General features: G+C 65.4%; 15 protein-coding genes. 4 read left to right on the top strand and 11 right to left on the bottom strand.

Features of this window, described 5'->3' with window-relative positions; all coding sequences use genetic code 11:
• Window positions 1-5: 5 nt before the first annotated feature.
• The 3 genes from KF724_00245 to KF724_00255 form a co-directional block, all read right to left on the bottom strand.
• On the bottom strand, window positions 6-1,076 hold the full coding sequence (locus KF724_00245) for a Glu/Leu/Phe/Val dehydrogenase (GenBank protein MBX3354109.1): 1,071 nt from the start codon (window positions 1,074-1,076) through the stop codon (window positions 6-8).
• Between the two features lie 87 nt (window positions 1,077-1,163).
• A complete protein-coding gene (locus KF724_00250) occupies window positions 1,164-3,104 on the bottom strand; it encodes an acyl-CoA dehydrogenase family protein (protein MBX3354110.1) in 1,941 nt (646 codons plus the stop codon).
• Between the two features lie 482 nt (window positions 3,105-3,586).
• Window positions 3,587-4,459, bottom strand: a complete 873-nt coding sequence (locus tag KF724_00255; GenBank protein MBX3354111.1) for an enoyl-CoA hydratase/isomerase family protein — start codon at window positions 4,457-4,459, stop codon at window positions 3,587-3,589.
• A gap of 198 nt (window positions 4,460-4,657) precedes the next feature.
• Here KF724_00255 and KF724_00260 point away from each other — a divergent pair, with 198 nt between their 5' ends.
• Window positions 4,658-6,787: a hypothetical protein gene (locus tag KF724_00260; GenBank protein ID MBX3354112.1), complete on the top strand. Its 2,130-nt coding sequence runs from the start codon at window positions 4,658-4,660 to the stop codon at window positions 6,785-6,787.
• A 9-nt stretch (window positions 6,788-6,796) separates the two neighbouring features.
• Here KF724_00260 and KF724_00265 read toward each other — a convergent pair whose 3' ends face one another.
• Together KF724_00265 and KF724_00270 are read right to left on the bottom strand one after the other, a co-directional pair.
• Window positions 6,797-7,144, bottom strand: a complete 348-nt coding sequence (locus KF724_00265; GenBank protein ID MBX3354113.1) for a hypothetical protein — start codon at window positions 7,142-7,144, stop codon at window positions 6,797-6,799.
• 41 nt (window positions 7,145-7,185) lie between these two features.
• Complete coding sequence (locus tag KF724_00270; GenBank protein MBX3354114.1) at window positions 7,186-7,611, bottom strand: transposase; 426 nt, start codon at window positions 7,609-7,611, stop codon at window positions 7,186-7,188.
• Between the two features lie 126 nt (window positions 7,612-7,737).
• Between KF724_00270 and KF724_00275 the strand changes: the two genes are divergently transcribed.
• Both KF724_00275 and KF724_00280 read left to right on the top strand, forming a co-directional pair.
• Window positions 7,738-8,949 carry a hypothetical protein gene (locus tag KF724_00275; GenBank protein MBX3354115.1) on the top strand — a complete coding sequence of 404 codons (1,212 nt, stop codon included), beginning with the start codon at window positions 7,738-7,740 and terminating at the stop codon, window positions 8,947-8,949.
• Between the two features lie 557 nt (window positions 8,950-9,506).
• Window positions 9,507-9,749 (top strand): transposase, encoded by a 243-nt coding sequence (locus KF724_00280; GenBank protein MBX3354116.1) that lies wholly within the window; start codon window positions 9,507-9,509, stop codon window positions 9,747-9,749.
• Window positions 9,750-10,047: 298 nt separating this feature from the next.
• Here the strand turns inward: KF724_00280 and KF724_00285 are convergent, their stop codons facing one another.
• On the bottom strand, window positions 10,048-10,857 hold the full coding sequence (locus KF724_00285; GenBank protein MBX3354117.1) for an enoyl-CoA hydratase/isomerase family protein: 810 nt from the start codon (window positions 10,855-10,857) through the stop codon (window positions 10,048-10,050).
• 10 nt (window positions 10,858-10,867) lie between these two features.
• Window positions 10,868-11,596 (bottom strand): hypothetical protein, encoded by a 729-nt coding sequence (locus tag KF724_00290; protein MBX3354118.1) that lies wholly within the window; start codon window positions 11,594-11,596, stop codon window positions 10,868-10,870.
• Window positions 11,597-11,898: 302 nt separating this feature from the next.
• Between KF724_00290 and KF724_00295 the strand changes: the two genes are divergently transcribed.
• The gene (locus KF724_00295) at window positions 11,899-12,612 is read left to right on the top strand and encodes a hypothetical protein (protein MBX3354119.1); all 714 of its coding nucleotides are present in this window, start codon (window positions 11,899-11,901) and stop codon (window positions 12,610-12,612) included.
• A 123-nt stretch (window positions 12,613-12,735) separates the two neighbouring features.
• Here KF724_00295 and KF724_00300 read toward each other — a convergent pair whose 3' ends face one another.
• The 4 genes from KF724_00300 to KF724_00315 form a co-directional block, all read right to left on the bottom strand.
• Window positions 12,736-13,509 (bottom strand): enoyl-CoA hydratase/isomerase family protein, encoded by a 774-nt coding sequence (locus KF724_00300; GenBank protein ID MBX3354120.1) that lies wholly within the window; start codon window positions 13,507-13,509, stop codon window positions 12,736-12,738.
• 1 nt (window position 13,510) lies between these two features.
• Window positions 13,511-14,176 carry a histidine phosphatase family protein gene (locus tag KF724_00305; GenBank protein MBX3354121.1) on the bottom strand — a complete coding sequence of 222 codons (666 nt, stop codon included), beginning with the start codon at window positions 14,174-14,176 and terminating at the stop codon, window positions 13,511-13,513.
• Between the two features lie 7 nt (window positions 14,177-14,183).
• Window positions 14,184-14,663 carry a hypothetical protein gene (locus tag KF724_00310; protein MBX3354122.1) on the bottom strand — a complete coding sequence of 160 codons (480 nt, stop codon included), beginning with the start codon at window positions 14,661-14,663 and terminating at the stop codon, window positions 14,184-14,186.
• A 124-nt stretch (window positions 14,664-14,787) separates the two neighbouring features.
• A complete protein-coding gene (locus KF724_00315) occupies window positions 14,788-16,797 on the bottom strand; it encodes a M48 family metallopeptidase (protein ID MBX3354123.1) in 2,010 nt (669 codons plus the stop codon).
• Between the last annotated feature and the right edge of the window lie 2 nt (window positions 16,798-16,799).

A 16,799-nucleotide genomic window follows, 5' to 3' on the forward strand; every position in this document is an offset into this window, starting at 1 on the left:
GACCGTCAGCCCGCCGTCACGGCTCGCTTGTTTGAGCGACCGGCCTCAATGCGGCGCTTCGCATACTCGACGGCCGCATGGTGCGTGCTCGCTGAACTCGAGCCTTCCTTCAGAACCGCGAGCGTGGTGTGCTCGATCGCTTCGACCTTGCGGTCGATCTCCTGCTCGCTCATGCCCAGGTAGAGACCGGCGAGCCGGATGAGTCCGCCTGCGTTCACCACGAAGTCCGGACCGTAGACAATGCCTCGCGCCTTGAGGCGCGGGCCGTCCTCCCCCGGGTGCAGCAGCTGGTTGTTCGCGGTTCCGCAAACGATCTGGCACTGGAGGCGATCGATTGTCGGATGATCGAGCACGCCGCCGAGCGCGCACGGTGCCACGATGTCGCACTTGGTGTGGAAGAGGTTGTCGTCGGTGCCGAGTGCCTCGATTCCGAGATCCTTCACCGCGCGGTCGAGTGCAGCGCGATTCACATCGGTCGCGATGACCTTGGCCCCCGCATCGCGGCAGAGCTTCGCCAGCTTGTAGCCCGTCGCGCCGACGCCCTGAATGGCCACGGTGAGCCCCGAGAAATCGACCTTCTTGCCGAGGTGCTTCAGGCACGCCTTCATGCCGTTGAAGCAGCCGAGCGAAGTGAAGGGCGACGGGTCGCCGCCGTGGCTCACGGTTTCACCGCCCATGATGTGCGGCGTCTCGGTCGCCATCCAATCGCAGAACTGCGTGTTGACGCCGACATCCTCGGCCGCGATGTAGGTGCCGCCGAATGTGTCGACGAAGCGACCCATGGCGCGAGCCTCGGCCTCGGTCGGATGGGCTCCAGGCTTCGCGAGAATGACGCTCTTTGCGCCACCCATCGGCAGTTCCGCCGCGGCGCTCTTGTAGGTCATGCCCTCGGAGAGGCGAAGGACATCGCGGATGGCTTCCGCTTCATCGGTGTACGCCCAGCGCCGGGTGCCGCCGAGGGCGTTGCCGAGCACCGTGCTGTGAATCGCGATGATCGCGCGGAGGCCGGTCGCCTGGTCGTGGTGAAAGGCGAGGCGCTCGTGTCCGTGGCTGGCGAGGAGCTCGAAGATCTTCATGGGAGGGAGGAGCCTAGCGAAGGGTCTTGATCACTTCCAACAGCGTCCCACGAAGTTCAGGTTTCGCACCGGGTGTTCACACCGGTGTCACACCTTGCCGAGTCGAGCCGCGTCGAACTTGCTTCCGCTGCCGAACTGCGGAATCGCGGGATCGTCGACGCGCCGTCCAGTGCCCCGGACTTCCTTCACCGGCGTCTTCTCCGGGATGGCGTAGTCGCTGGCCGGGAAGGTGTCGATCCGCCGCAGGGCCGCGTCGGCCGCCTTGCGCATCGAGCGATCGGCATTCGTCCGAAGCAGGCGCACCTGCTCGTCGAAGCCCATCTCACCCAGAGCGAAGAGATGCTCGACCACGCCCATCTCGTACTCGAGGTCCGCGCCATCGAGGCCGCTTCGCATGTTGCGGTCGAGCTTCGACAGGCTGCAGGTCATCGCGTGGATCCAGAGGGCGGCCATCGAGAGACGCTCATGAATGCACTCGGCGGTCACGAGCTTCTCCTCGTGCTCCTTGAACATCAGCTTCACCTGATGGCTGAACTCGCGGATCAGCATCATGAGCTCGTGGCCGAAGCGCGAGAGGCGCGGATCAAGCTTGGAGAAGGTCGGAAGGCCGCGTCGCACACCAAGGAAGAGCTCCGAGCCGATCTGAAGAGCGCTGCCGATCGACTTCATCGGGTTCTTGCGGATCCCGAGCATCCACTCGCCGAGCTGCTTCGAGCCATAGGCGAAGATAAACGAGTGCATGACCTCGTTGGCACCCTCAACGATGATGTTGATGCGCGAATCGCGCCAGATGCGCTCGACATGGTTCTCCGTCATGTAGCTCTCGCCGCCCATGATCTGCACGCAGTCATTGACGACGCGATAGCCGAACTCCGAGCAGAAGACCTTGCACATGGCGGTCTCCAGCATGATGTCGGAGTCGCCACGATCGAGGAAGCCGGTGGTCATGTAGAGCATGGCGTCCATGGCGTAGGTGTACGCGGCCATGCGGGCGAGCTTCTCCTTGACCAGGTCGAACTCGCCGATCGCGCGATCGAACTGGTAGCGGTACTTCGCCCACTTGCACGCCTGTTCATAGGCGAAGCTGGCGCCGCCGAGCATGCCCGCCGAGAGCGTGCAGCGCCCGAAGTTGAGGCAGCTCATGGCGATCTTGAAGCCCTGACCCTCCTTCGCGAGCAGGTTCTCCCTGGGCACCTTCACATTGGTGAGCCGGATGCGCGCCTGCCAGGTGCCGCGGATGCCGCACTTGCTGCGGTTTCGACTGAAGATCTCCACGCCCTCCATGTCCGGCGTGCAGATGAGCGCGGTGACGACATCCTTCTCCTTGCCCGACTTGGGGTCGCGGATCTTCTGCTTCGCCATGACGGTGAAGAGGCCGGAGAGGGCGCCGGAGGTGGCCCACTTCTTCTCACCGTTCAGGATGTAGTGGGAGCCGTCGGCGGAGAGCTCGCACCGGGTCTCCTGGTTGCCCGCGTCGCAGCCGACATTGGGTTCGCTCAGGCAGAACGCGCTGAGCGTGTCCTTGGCCATGCGCGGAAGGAAGCGCTTGCGCTGATCGTCGGTGCCGAAGAGCATGACCGCCTTGCAGCCGATCGACTGGTGGGCCGAGACGAGCACCGCCGTGGAACCGCAGGAGCGACCGATGCGCTCAAGCGCGCGGTTGTAACTGGTGATGCCGAACCCGCCGCCGCCGAACTCCTTGGGAATGGTCATGCCCAGCACGCCGAGGTCGAAGAGCTTCTGGATCACCCATGTGGGGATCTCCTGCTTCTGATCGATCTCGATCGACGGGTGCTCCTTGCGGAGATATTCATCGAGCCGGGCGAGCAGTTGGTCGCAGCGAGCCGACTCGTCGGCTGCGGTGGCGGGGTAGGGGAAGACGAGCTCCTCGCGGAAGTTGCCCCAGAAGACATTCTTCAGGAACCCCATGGAGGTGGGATCCGGGCCGAGCATCTCCTGCGCCTGCTCGATCTGCTTTCGATCCTTCTCGGAGATGTTCTTGAGGTCCTTGGCGAGGTCGGTGCTCATGTCGGTGGTTCCAGACTCGGGGGAATCGGGGACGCGCGCTCCGAGGGCGGGCGGGCGGTGACTGGTAACGGTCAGCGGCCCGCGCGAGGCCGCGAGCCGCGCTCCGCAGGCGCGGGCCTGCGGCGATGGTGCAGTGCGGGTCCTCTGCGGAGTCGCTCCGCAGAAGAGCCCGGATTCGGAAGCGTAGCGGCTCCGCCCCAGGAATCGAAAGGGGGGAGGTTCCCGGGCCGCTCAATCAAGGGCGAGCGGTCTGGTGCCGGGGGTTGCTCGAGGCCGGTCGCCGCGCGGGTCGGCGCGTCGGTCGCTCGAAGTGAGCAGGCCAACCCCTTGACGATCCCTCCGAAGATTCCGCCGCGAGGGTCGGTGCGTCGGTCGCTCGAAGTGAGGCACCGCGCCGTCTGGCGCCGGGGATACTCGAACCGAGCGATCGCGCGGTGGAACGAACCAAGGCCATTGCCCCGAGGCCCATCGCCTGCGCAGAGCTACTTCTTCAGGAACGCCGCCATCTTCTCCCTCGCGGGCGGGGTGTGACGCAACCGGATGAGTTCGCGCTGCTCGAGTTCGAGCGCCGCGGCGAAGCCATTCTGAATGCCGGCATGCACGCACTCCGCAACGGCGCGGGCGACCTCGGTGTCGGGGAGCCTGGAGCGCACCGCGGTGAGCGCCTTGCCGACGGCGGCAGAGTTCGTGTGATCGATGGCCCGAAGTGGTCGCAGCGGCAGGTTGTGCTGCGCGGCAAGCCACTTCCGCGCGAGCACCCGAGCATCGTCAATGGTGTCCGCAGTTGCTTCGAAGAGGCCGTCGGGAACCTGCGTCGCTTCCCAGAGCCGACCTTCGGACGCGGCGAGAATGGCGGTCGCAGGGTCGATGCGCGCGGGGAGCATTTGCGTTCCGCCCCAGCCCGGGCAGACGCCGAGTGTCGCCTCCGCGAGACCGATGCGCCAGGGCTTCTCGCCGGCGGCGGGCCGAACTCCAATGAGCGCGTCGCAGTGGAGCGGCAGTTCGAATCCTCCGCCGAGCGCAGCCTTGTGAACAATGGCGACCGATGGGCACTTCAACTCGCGAATCAGCCCGAAGGCATGCGAGCCCGCCTTGAGGAACTCCGCGAGCTGCGGATCGCTGAGACCGTCGAGCTCGGCGATGTCGGCGCCGGCCACGAAGACTCGGGTGCTCGCGGACTCCAGGATGAAGCCGCTCGGCGCCGGCCCCGCGCGAATCGCGTCGAGCGCAACGCGAATCTGTTCGATCAGCCAGCCATCGAGTACGACGGTGCCGCCGCGCGGCTTCGCGGGATTGATGTCGAGCGTCAGGGTCACGACGCCGTCGGCGTCCCGAACTGTGCGAAGAGCGGTCATGGGACGGAGATCGGAACCTCCCGCCGCGCCGCCGTCAAGATGACGGGGATTTGTCCTTGACCAATGCAGGAGAGCGATTGCTCTCCACCTTGTGCCAGCCGCGATCCGGGCCATGTCGCGGCATGTGGTTGGCTTCCGGTCCGGGAAGTGTGCAATGACTGCGGATTTAGACCGCAGTCGGGAAAGGCGGGACAATCGATGGAGTTTCTTGACACGCGGGAGACCGAGGTGATGATCGGTCGTCGGTCGTCGGTCGTCGGTCGTCGGTCGTCGGTCGTCGGTCGTCGGTCGTCGGTCGTCGGTCGTCGGTCGTCGGTCGTCGGTCGTCGGTCGTCGGTCGTCGGTCGTCGGTCGTCGGGTGCGGGGTGGGTCCTCGCGCTGATTGTTGCGGTGGTGTTCGCGGGGTTCGCCGAGCGTGAGGCGATGGCGCAGTGTCCACCATCAAGTGATCCGGAAATTCGATATGTGAAGATCGGGGGTACCGGCAGCTTTGGGCTGTGCTGGGACGACGCTTACGGCACGCTTGAAGAGGCGCTGGCGGATGCCAACAACAGTTCACTCGGAATCACAACCATCAGAGTTGCGCAGGGGACCTATCGGCCGCTCGCTCAGTCGGGGTTCGTAATCTTGGCGGCGGTCACGATCGAGGGCGGCTACCGGGGATTCACTGACAGCGAGGGCGATGCCGATGATCGGGATCTGTGTGAATTCCCAACCGTCCTTTCCGGAGACCTTCTCGGGGACGATGATGGGACACTTGCCAACATGGTGGATAACGCGATCCATGTCCTTCGCGTGTCGTCGCTTTCCGGGGTAACTCCTGGAGTGTTAGATGGACTGCATGTCACCGCGGGATGTGCCTTGAACGCAGAGTCAGCATCCGACCGAATCGGCGGCGGTCTTCGTCTTGACGAGACCGGCGAGGAGACGGTCGTTCGGGTGCAATCATGCCGCTTCTACGGGAATGTTGCGAACCTGGGGGGCGCAATCGGATCCCGAATGAGGATGATTTGCCGAGATTCGCTCTTTGAGGAGAACTCAGCGCTGCCGACCACTCCGCCCAGCGGACCGGGCACGACCAACGGCGCTGGGGGTGCGATCTTCGGCACGACGACCTTCGATGTGGTTCACTGTCGGTTTGACGGTAACGAAGCCGACGGCACTGGTGGGGCCATCGTGATTAGTCGAGGAACTGCGCTCGTTGAGGAAGGCCTCGAGGAGCCTCCACCCGCAGGGACGGAGGGGCCGGATGGGTATCCATTTTGGGTCACCAGCAGCGTCTTCGTCGGGAATCAATGCAGCTTCACAGGTCCGTGGAGGGGTGGTGCGATCGGTGTCCAATATCAGGCGATGCTGCTCGCAACCAACTGTGTATTCCAGGGCAACACGGCTCCGTATGGTGGCGCTATCGGCGTCACTTCAACACTCCCGCTCTTGGAGGCGCAGGTTGTCCTCACTAATTGCACACTCACCGGAAACTTCGGTGGATCCTCAAACGGAGGTGTTGACTCGCCGACCGCTCAGATTGCGAACTCGATCCTCTTCGGGAATGGAACTCTGGGCGACCCGGAATGCGGGAGCTGGGAGACTGACGAGGGAATTGAGGTCTTCGATCCTGACCTCTGCGCGCAGATCGGCGGTGTGGACCCGGTGAACTTCCACATCAGCCACTCCTGCGTCGCTGGGATCAGTTGGGCGGCATCGTTCTGGACCACATCGTTCGGCCCCGGCAACATCGATCTCGACCCACAGTTCGTCGATCCGGCATCGGGTGACTTGAGATTGGCACCAGGCTCCGCTGCAATCGAGGCAGGCGACAATCTCGACATCCCGGCCGATGTGACCGATGTCAATGACAACGCAGACATGGCGGAGCAGTTGCCGTGGGACATCAGGCGGTTCGTGCGAGTCTTTGGCTGCGACCAGGTCGTTGACATGGGGGCTTACGAGTGGGGTGGATGCACGGGGGATGCGACAGGAGACGGATCCGTCGATGGTGCCGACATTGCGTTGCTGCTGGGGAACTGGGGATCATGCCAAAGCGCCCCGTGCGCAGGTGATTTGGACTGCGATGGGGAGGTCGCGGGTTCGGACATGGCGCTGGTGCTTGGCAACTGGGGGCCGTGCCCCCCGCTGCCATCGGCGCCGTGTTTCTGGCCATTGTCTGCACAATCCGAGGCGATGTCGCTGAAAGTAGGGGCGGGAGCGACCCCGGCGTCACTGATGGAACTGCTTGGCATGTCAGGAGTCGAGCAGCTTGTCGGGTGGCTGTCATCGCTCGAAAGTTCGACGATGAAGGTGATTCTTGAGGCCTGGTTCGGACTCTAAGAGACTGTTTCAGAACCGGACTGCATGCGATTTGAGGCGAGCATGAACAAGCAGTGCGGCGGCCAGCTCGTGGAATGCCTGGAAGTGCTGCGCCCAGCGCTCATAGGAGTGCCTGATGCGTCGGAAGTGCCCGACGCAGGCCAGCGATTGCTCCACGACATAACGGAGTACGCCAAGCCTGCTGCCGTGGATCTTGCTCAGGCGAGCGGCGAGCAGATCGCCAATCCCCTTGCGCTTCAGCATCGTCTTGACGGCGCGCGTCCCGTAGGCGCGATCACCCAGGAGCGACTCGGGCTTGCATCGCGGGCGTCCCCGACGACCGGCGACTGCGGGATACGACTCAAGAAGCGGGGCCACCTGCCGCTGATCCTGAACATTCGCCGGAGTGGTCTGGATGGTCAGGACGACACCGGAGCCATCGGTCGGGATATGGCGTTTGCAGCCGCGTTTTGCACGGTCCGTCGGGTTCGGGCCCGTGCGCGATCCTCCCTGAGCGCGCGCACGGACTGCGAGTCCACAACCGCCCGATGGTCGATGCCCACCGCAAACTTGAAGACTCTGAGCAGCTCTTGGTGGAGCCGAGTCCAGACGCCAGACTTCCACCACTCCTTGAACCGCCGCCAGCACGAAGAGCCGCTGACTCCGAACGCCTCCCGCGGCAACGCCTGCCAGGGAATGCCTGTCCGCAGTACGAAGATGATGCCTCGAAGCGCCGCACGAGAGTCGACTGGTGGCCGCCCACCCGCCGATGTACGGGGCCTCGGTCTTGGCAGAAGCGGCTCCGCCGCCCGCCAGAGATCCTCTGAAACGAGTTCCTTCGCCATGATTGCGCCTCCATGCGCTGTTGAAGAACTCTCCCTTCATCGGTCGATCAATGCCCTCTGAAACAGTCTCTAAAGCGAAGGGTCCAAGGGCCACCATGTTCCCTATTACCATTGGAGGTTTCTGAAATGAAGCGTGCCCCTCAACTCGCGGTGATGTCGATTCTGGCACTGAGCGCGTTGCCTGTAGCCCAAGGGCAGTGCCAGTACACCGTGAAGAGCTGGGCTCCATGGCCGTGCTCGGGTGGTCTGCCCATGTACTCTGTTATTACAGGGTTGAACAACCTTGAGGCGTGGTGTGGCTACAGGCCGAAGTGCCATGGGGCCACCGGGGACATTCCCGTGTATTGCCCTCCGGGTGGCTCACCGCAGGAGCTTCCCCTGCCGCCCGGGGCTGGCCCGAAGGGCGCGCAGGCGGTCGCTGTCAATGACTTCGGTGTCGTCGTCGGGTTCTCATTCCAGGGGACGAGTGGGACCGTCAAGATCGGCTGCATCTGGAAGCCCGACGGAACTGTCACGACCATTGCCCCCTTTCCGGATGGTGTCATCAGCCCGCCCTACGCGGTGAACAAGCAAGGCACCGTTGTAGGCACTTCGGCGGGTAAGCCCTATGTCTGGTCAAACGGGGAGATGACTCTGATTCCAACACCTGTCGAGTTTCCGGGCGGTTACGCCACGGACATCAGCGACAGCGGCTTTGTGGTGGGCGAGTATGGTCATCACTCCAACGGTTCATTGCGTGGCTTCCGCTGGCGGGATGGAGAGTTCGAGGTGCTTGAGCCGGCGGAGTCGTACACGGTGTGTCGTGCCCGCGGCGTGAATGATGCGGGCGTGGCGGTGGGATCATCGAACGCGTATGTGATTGGCGTATGGGTTGGGTCGGTCGCGACAGTCTGGACGAAGGACGAGGTGATCGCCCTGCCGTCGCTGCCGGGGCACCCGTTCAGTTACGCCATGAGCATCAACTCGAGTGGTGTCATCATTGGCGCCGCTTCGCTGACCGGATATGTGGACACTCAAGTTGCCGTGGTGTGGATCAATGGGGAGCCGCACAAGCTCACTGATCTCATGGCCCCTGGGACGCCGTCGATCGGAAACGCGCCCCATAGGATCAACGAGGTGGGTGAGATTCTCCCGTACGGATCGAACCGTATCTTGACCCCGCTGTCCCCCCTGGCCGCCGACATCACCGGCGATTGCGCTGTCGATGGCAAGGACATCGCGAAGGTGCTTGCTGACTGGGGCGTGACGCCATGGTCCGCCGCGGATTTGGACAACGATGGTGTCGTCGGCGGGCGTGACCTGGCGCTCATTCTCGGTGAGTGGACGGGGTCGCGGTGAGACCGGCGTGACCAAATGCCACGGTATTTGATTAGCGGGCCATCGTCGTAGAAGTGGAGGGAGCGGCTGCGGTACATTGATGGAGGATCTTGATGGCGGAGCCGTCGAACAGTCCTTCTTCTTGTCCGCGATGCGTCGAGCAGGAGCGCGAGATCGCCGGACTCAAGGCTCGCGTCGCCCAGCTCGAACGGCTGCTCGAAGACATCACCCGCAAGGGCAAGCGGCAGGCCAGCGCCATTCTCGCGAAACACGCCCAAGGCGGATCCGAAACGACCGGGACGCAAGCCCGGCCCGGACTACGGCACGCCGGCGTTCCGCGCGGCGCCGCCGGCTGGCGCCATCGACGAGATCCACGAGGCGCCGCTCCCCGATCGATGCGACTGCGGCGGTCTCGTGCGACACACCGGGTCGGAGCGCCAGTACCAGGTCGAGCTGCCGCGCCGTCCCATCCACCGGCAGTTCAACGTTCACATCGGTGAATGTGCCTGCTGCGCTGGCCGCGAGCGAATCCGCCGCACGAGCGGTTCGCCGGGCATCTCCTCCGGCATCGCGATCAGTTGTTCACACTCCTCGAGCCGGGGTCCGTGGGACTGGACGCGACGAACTACCGAGCCGAGCAGGCGATCCGGCCTGCGGTCGTGAATCGCAAGGTGTGGGGCGGGAGCCGGACCGAGGCCGGCGCGCATGCCCAGTCGGTGCTCATGACGGTGCTCCTGACCTGCGCTCAGCAGCATCGCGATACCCTGAGGTTCATCGGTCGGCTCCTGCGCGGTGAGCGGCCAATTCTACAACTGGCGTGACCCGCTCATCAAGTACATGTCACGATTCGAAGGACTCAGAAGATCCTGATGATGGAGTATGAGTTCACACGGGAGTGCTTGGCGGTGGTGGTGGCGCGGATCAACACCTTGGCGATGGTGGTGGGCGATACGCGGAACCTGTTCGCAAGTGTGCGGGAGGCGCTGGTGGTGATCGGCGACTTCCGCGAGGACTCCAACCCGCGTCAATTCATCAACCTCGAAGCCAAGCTCGGATTCTCGGGTCGCTGTGTGCCTTGTATCAAGCGACCGCGCCCGGCGGATCCCCTCGTCCCTCGCGTCATTGACGGGCGAAGAGCGCCCGGAGGCGCGACTGCGCTTCAGCACCAGCGATCACGCGGGCCGAGATCGCGGCTGCTTCGTCGGCGACTCGATCGTCCATTGATCCATCGAGTTCGTTCAGAAGCCGCTTCGTCGCAGCCAGAGCGTGCGCGCCTCCCTTGACCAGCGTCATGGCGAACGCCTGAACCGCCGTGGGGAGCTCCTCTTCCGGCACCAGGTGCGTGGCAAGTCCGGCGCGGAAACCCGCCTCGCCACTCATGGTTCCTCCAGCGAGCAGCATGGCCCGTGCGGGACCGGCACCGATCTTTCGGATGAGCCACGGTGCCACAACGGCCGGGCAGACGCCGAGATCGACCTCGGGATACCCGACCTTGGCCTCGGCATGCGTGAACGCAAAGTCGCAGACCACCATCAGTCCGCAACCGCCTCCGACTGCCGCGCCCTGCACCTGTGCAATGGTCGGAACTGGCAGGCGCCGGATCGATCGATTGACGCGCGAGAGTTCACGCAGCATTTCGCCCATGGCGGCGGGATCGGAGGCCACCGCCTTCAGGTCCATGCCTGCACAGAACGCTCGGCCGCGGCCCGACAGCACCAGCACGCGAACCTCGGGCGCGGTGCCGCCATCCGCGCCAGGGGTGCAGCGAGGTGCGAGTTCCCGCACCGTCGCGCCGAGGGCTCGAATCAGGTCGAGTGAAAGCGCATTGCGAGCATCAGGTCGATTGAGTTCGAGCCGGGCGATGCCGTGGTCGACCGTGCAGATGACCAGGTTGCTGGAGTTCGTCGCGGCTGCAGGGGTGGCGCTCATGGGACGAAATCTAGCACCACTCTGCAGCGAGCTCGCGAATGAGCACCTCGACTCCGCGGAGGCACTCTTCGCGCGTCATGCCTTGGAGGGGCGGGGCCGCAGGCTGCTGGCCCGCCTGCTGCCGGGTCACCCGCGAGATCTGCTCAGGCAAGCGCGGCACATGAACGAAACCGGCGCCCCGCATCCGTCGTTCGGCGGCGAGGGAGATTGCGTGGAACATGATCTCATTGCAGAGGAAGCGGCCCGCGTTGGTCGACGCCTCCGCGCGCAAGCCGGCGCTCTGCAGTGCAGTCACCAGTCGGGTGACTGGCAACGAGGCCGCCAGCTCGCTCGGTGCGCCAGCGATCACCGGCTCGTTCTCGACGAGGGCTCCCGCGTTGTCTGGAATTCGGTAGTGGCGCTGATTGACGGCGACGGCCTCCACGCAGATCGAGTCACGCGAGCCTGTCTCGCCCAGGCAGAGCAAGGCATCGGGCCGACAGCGTTCGACGGCCGCGAGGAGGGCGCCGGCGGCCGAACCAGGGCCCATGCCGCCGACCACCGGCAGAATCGCAGTCTCGAGATGGACACGAGTCACGAACGCTCCGCGAGCCGACCGGGTGTCGATCTCCTTCGCCGCGCCGGCGGGCCACTCGCGAGCGAGCATCGCGAGCACTTCCCGCGATGGGTTGACGGGGCTTCCACCGAATGGCTCGAAGCCCGTGACCAGCAGACAAAGCGGTGGTTCGGAACGGCTCACCCGTGCCCATGATCCCTCGAGGGAATCGCATGATCAAGCCACCTCAAGCGTGACCAAGCTAGACCAAGCGCGACAGACCATGATCAAGCAGGTTCACGCATGACCGATCGTGTCCAAGCAAGCTCAAGCGCGACCGGGCGTGGCCGTTCACATCAATCACGACGCGGCCTGCACAGGGCCGCTTCTGACCATGGAGCCTCGAGTCGGCGGGTGTGGTGCCTCGCCCGCCGAGACAAAGCCCGCCCCGCCTCCGTCCGATCGATGCATGGCGCCGGCGCGGGAATCGGTCAGAATCCGCAGCCGTGATCGGTTTCCTCCGACGCCTTCGGCACGACATCAACTACCACTCCGCGCGGCGCAGTGCCGACCGGTGGAGCCGGGCCAGCGATGCTTGGCTCTTCGTCAGCTTGCCTGTCGCGGTCATCATCGTTCTGGTGATGAGCGTGGTCATCCGACTTGACGAGACGCTGAACCTTGCCGCCGGCGTCGTCGTTCGGAATTCCCAAGGCGTGATCGACGCGACGATCACGGGGCCCTCGCAATCCGTGCCGTTGGTCGGAACCTTTGTCGCGTCAGTCGAGGTCAAGCAGCGACGCGAAGACACAGGTTGGCCCGTCACTCTCTGGCAGCGCGTCCATCCACCCGAAGTGCTGATCAGCACCGCCACCGGCTTTGAGGCGATGGACCCCGACTCCGCTGATCCGCGCGCTCGCGCCGTGCGCGCAGCCCTGAACCGGAGCATGCCAGCGGTGGCTTCGGAGCTTGTGTCGCCGGTGAAGGATGAGTGGCGCTTCGGTGCGGTCATCGGCACCATCGCGGTCATCTGGCTTGTGCTCATTCCGATTGGAGTGGTCGGCATCCTGTTGGCGCGCGGCGTGGCCGCGCTCGGTGCGGGCGTGATGGAGAGTGTTCGACGCACGCGTCGCGCCCGGGGGCTCTGTCCGCGCTGCGGCTACCGCACGCGCGGACTCGAGTTCAAGGAAGCGTGTCCGGAGTGCGGTGAACTCCTGACCTGAGCTCGGCGGTAGCGGGCGTTTGAGTCAAGTGGTTCCTGCCGCGCTCGCGTTGGCAGCGGCGGACTCGATGCATCGGGCGGCGGACCGGACCCGTGAGTGGTCGCACCGACACGGCCGATGCCGTCAGCTTCGGCGAGCGCTCCACGCCGCGCGGAGCATCGTCGTGCACTCATCGTGGTTGCAGCAACGCACACTCGCGTGCATGGCGTCGTCGCACCGATCGTCGTCGTCTGAACCCTCGAGGCGATTGAGCCAGCGCTTGGTTTCTAGGAGCGCCACGGGACCCTTCGCTCCAAGCTGAGCGAGGAGGTGCTCCGAGGCGGCCCCGACTTCACCTGGCGCTACGGCGTGCGTCACGAGTCCGCGCCGCAGCGCTTCGGCGCCGTCGATGCGCTCACCTGAAAGGAGGAGACTCCGTGCCGCTCCACTCCCGACCGTTGCCGAGAGAAAGGGCGCGGTGACGGCGGGCGAGAGGCCCAGGCGATGCACCGGGTAACCGAAGAGTGCGTCGTCCGCGGCAACCACGAAGTCGCATGCGGAAAGGAGCGCACAACCTCCCGCAAGCGCCGCGCCACGCACTTCGGCCACGGCGATCCAGGGCCCTCGGCGCAGTGCGCGGAGGACCCCTGAGAGCCGCATGAGGAAGTGGGCCAGCACCTCGCCGCCGTCGCCAGCGGCGGCCTCGGTGAGATCGAACCCGGCGCAGAAGGTGTTCCCGCGCCCGCGCAAGCGAAGCAGGCTGGCGCCGCGGTCTTCATTCACGCTCTGCGCAGCTTCTGCGAGGGCCTGCTCGAGCGCGTCAAACATGGCCGTGCCGAGGGCGTTGCGCTTCGCTGGCGCGTTCAGCGTCAGCGAAACGACCGACTCCGAGCGCTCCACGATGACGAGCGGCTCCACCTCAGTGCCCCCTTGCGAAGAGATGCTCGGTCCAGTCCCAACTCCAGATGACGCGGCTGGAGTGTTCGAAGCCGAGGATCGACACGCTGTCCGCATGCAGTCCGAAACTGCGGCCGCGAGAGGCTGGAAGCTCAAGCCACGCGGTCAGAAAGACACGAAGGAAGTGGCCATGCGAGAAGAGCGCAATGTCACCGGCCGCTCCGCTTCGATCGAGTGCCGTGGCACTCTTCGCGCTGTCGTGCGCGGTGGTCGCCGGCGACTCCCGCAGCGCCATCAGCACGCGATCAAGAACACGGTCGGCGCGGCGCCGCACCGCGTCGAGCGTCTCTCCCCGCGGACACCCATGGCGCCACAGATCCCACCCGGGGACTTCGCGCTGGATGGCCTCGGTCGTAACGCCTTCGTAGGCGCCGTAATCCCATTCCGTCAGGTCGGGATCAATCTCCATGCGCGGAGCAAGCCCCACGATCTCGCAGGTCTTGCGGGCTCGTTGAAGCGGACTGCTCCAGACGCGCGAGAAGGCGCGATGCTCGACGATCGGCGCAAGGCCGCGCGCCATTCGTTCACCGTCGGGCGTGAGAGGAAGATCGGTCCGACTGGTGTGACGACCGGTGCGGCTCCACTCCGTCTCCGCATGTCGGATGAGCCAGATGAAGGGTGCGGTCATGACCCGTTCATCCGCCCGATCGCGGGGTGGGTGCCATCAGCGAGTCGCGGTGGTAGATGAGTCGCAGGCCGCGGGGGCCGGAGAAGCGAAGCTCATGATCGGTCACGGTGCACTCAAGGAGCGCGTCGAAGAGCCGCGGCGGCGGATCGACCACGATGCGAACACCGCCGGTTGCGCGGCGCCATGATCCGCGTCGACCGCTGTCGGTGGCGAGCAGAGTTCCATCGCGGGAGAGGATGATCGTGCGGCCGATCATCTCCTCCGGGTTGCTCTCACTGTCGCGTCCGCTGGCTGACGCGCGCTCATCGAGCACCCACCGGCCGATGATCGGATCGATCGAGAGCCTCGCCCCGGAGTCCTGCGGTCGCGGGGCCGTCGGCGTTTCACTGCGGGTGTCGGGCGCCGATGTCTTGCCCCTGGTGGACCCACTCGAGTCGCAGCCGACCGCGAGTGGAGCGAGCAGAAGCAGCATGGCAATCGCACGCATCGAAGGGGCATGGTACCCCACCGCCCCCGAGAAGCGGTCGGCACACTGAGAGTTCGCTCATGTTTCGCTGACTGACGGACTTCGTCGGCGCGTCACCCTGTGTGGCCCCGGGTGAGGCCCGCCCTCACGCGCGCTCGGTGATCGGCAGCACCGGCGGCATCGGCGCGCCCAGAAGCGCCACGGCGGCCCGGAGCACCTCCGCTTCGGAGACGGTCACCACTTCGTCGCTCGCCACGCACTCGGTCGCTGCGGAGACCACGAGGTCGCGATCCACGGCACGAAGTCCAGCGAGTTCCTTGATGGCCGCGTCGAGGCGGTCGAGCGTGCAGCTCTCACGCGATGGCAACGGCGGAGCGGGAATGCCCGCGGCAATGTAGCCCGCCATGAACGCGGCGTTTGCGCTCTCAGCGTCACGCGCGCCGCTCCAGGCGAGCGTGCCAAGGAGTTGCGCGAGCGCTGGAAGGCTCTGCGCGAGCCGGGCGCCGCCACCGGCTGGCTCTCGGAAGGGCTCGAAGGCGCGACGAAGCACGGCGCGCGTCGCCCACTCGAAGAGATTGAGTTGCTGATCGACGGCGATGAGATCTCGCACCGCTTCCGCGAGCACCTTCTCCTGGCTTGCAGAAAGTTGCCGCAGCGAAGGAACACAGAGATCGACCAGCGGCAGTCGAAGGTCCCGTGGAATGCGATCAATCGTCGGCGCGAGGCGCAGCGTGAGTTCCGCCATTCCCTCGCACCCCGGGCGACGGAGCAGGTCGATCTGCCGCTGGCGCACTCCCGGCTCATCGGAGAGGAGAAGCGCCGCAATGACGGAGCGGGCATCGAAGGGTTCATGCGCTGCGTTGACGACACCGGCTGGCAGGCGCGCCCGAACGGCGCGGGCGAACTCAATGGCCTGCGGCTCGACCGAGCCGATCACCCCGGACGCATGCTCGATAGGTGCCCGGCCGCGAGCCGAACTTGCAAGCGCGCTCACGAGCGGCGACGCAGGGTGAACTCCCTCGTCGCCCGCCGAGGCGTCGGTGCCGGTCGGTGAGCTCGCGCGCGCGCCTCCAAACTCCGCGAGCGCCTCGGGCGACGGCCTTGATGGCGTCATGCGTCCGCCCTTCAGTTCGGCGGCGACCTCCGCCACGGGTCGTCGCTCGATCCGCGCGATGCGCTCGGCCAGCGGGGGGTGGGTGGCGAACATTGAATCAAGCGCGCTGGCGAAGAACATGTGACTCATCTCGGCGACGCCATCCCGATCCATCCGGTTGGAACTGATGGTGGCGATGCGACGCAGCGCGCTGGCGATCCCCTCAGGATTCCGCGTGAACTGCACGGCGCTCGCATCGGCAAGGAACTCGCGCTGCCGGCTCACGGCGGACTGCATCAGCCGTCCAAAGAGCTGTCCGATCCAGCCGATGATCATCAATCCCGCGCCCGCCACGAGGATGATGAGCAGAATCGCGCCGCCGCTGTTCTTGTTACCGCCGCTGCTGCGCACGCGCATGCCGCGCGAGGAGTGGAACATCACGCGCATCAGGGTGGCCCCCACCAGCGCCAGCACGCCGAGGCCGAAAATGGCCGAGATCAGCCTGATGTTCAGGCGCATGTCGCCGTTCAGGATGTGGCTGTACTCATGCGCGATCACGCCCTGCATCTCGTCGCGCGAGAAGGCGGTGAGCGCACCTTGCGTGACACCGATGACCGCCTGTTCCGGTCGATAGCCCGCAGCAAAGGCGTTGATGCTCGGATCGGGTATCAGGTAGACGGGCGGCACGGGCACGCCACTGGCGATCGCCATCTCTTCGACGATGTTGATGACGCGGCGCTCCGCGGGATTGCGCGTGGCGGGGTCGATGAGGCGCCCGCCGAGCGACTCGGCGACGGCGCCGCCACCTGATGAGAGTTGGGAGTGCTTGAAGAGCCAGCCGAGGCCGACGATGAAGAGCGCGACGAGGGTGCTCACGCCGAAGAGCCCGGTGTGAAGGACTGGGTCGTCCATGCCCTCGCCGTGGAGCATTACGGCGCCGATGATGAGTCCGATGAAGTAAGTCGACGCAATCAGCGCCGACACCCCCAGCACAAAGAGGATGACCAGCCTTCCGCTGCGCTTGCGGGCCTGCGCCTGGTGCTCGAAGAAGTTCATCGCCATGC

The organism is Phycisphaeraceae bacterium (genome assembly GCA_019636735.1).
Classification (GTDB): Bacteria; Planctomycetota; Phycisphaerae; order Phycisphaerales; family SM1A02; genus VGXK01.

What these genes read in the sequence shown, in the direction of transcription:
- KF724_00305 (MBX3354121.1), bottom strand. Translation starts at nt 14,176, where the DNA reads ATGACCGCACCCTTCATCTGGCTCATCCGACATGCGGAGACGGAGTGG.
- KF724_00285 (MBX3354117.1), bottom strand. Translation starts at nt 10,857, where the DNA reads ATGAGCGCCACCCCTGCAGCCGCGACGAACTCCAGCAACCTGGTCATC.
- KF724_00315 (MBX3354123.1), bottom strand. Translation starts at nt 16,797, where the DNA reads ATGGCGATGAACTTCTTCGAGCACCAGGCGCAGGCCCGCAAGCGCAGC.
- KF724_00245 (MBX3354109.1), bottom strand. Translation starts at nt 1,076, where the DNA reads ATGAAGATCTTCGAGCTCCTCGCCAGCCACGGACACGAGCGCCTCGCC.
- KF724_00310 (MBX3354122.1), bottom strand. Translation starts at nt 14,663, where the DNA reads ATGCGTGCGATTGCCATGCTGCTTCTGCTCGCTCCACTCGCGGTCGGC.
- KF724_00275 (MBX3354115.1), top strand. Translation starts at nt 7,738, where the DNA reads ATGAAGCGTGCCCCTCAACTCGCGGTGATGTCGATTCTGGCACTGAGC.
- KF724_00255 (MBX3354111.1), bottom strand. Translation starts at nt 4,459, where the DNA reads ATGACCGCTCTTCGCACAGTTCGGGACGCCGACGGCGTCGTGACCCTG.
- KF724_00270 (MBX3354114.1), bottom strand. Translation starts at nt 7,611, where the DNA reads ATGGCGAAGGAACTCGTTTCAGAGGATCTCTGGCGGGCGGCGGAGCCG.
- KF724_00250 (MBX3354110.1), bottom strand. Translation starts at nt 3,104, where the DNA reads ATGAGCACCGACCTCGCCAAGGACCTCAAGAACATCTCCGAGAAGGAT.
- KF724_00260 (MBX3354112.1), top strand. Translation starts at nt 4,658, where the DNA reads ATGGAGTTTCTTGACACGCGGGAGACCGAGGTGATGATCGGTCGTCGG.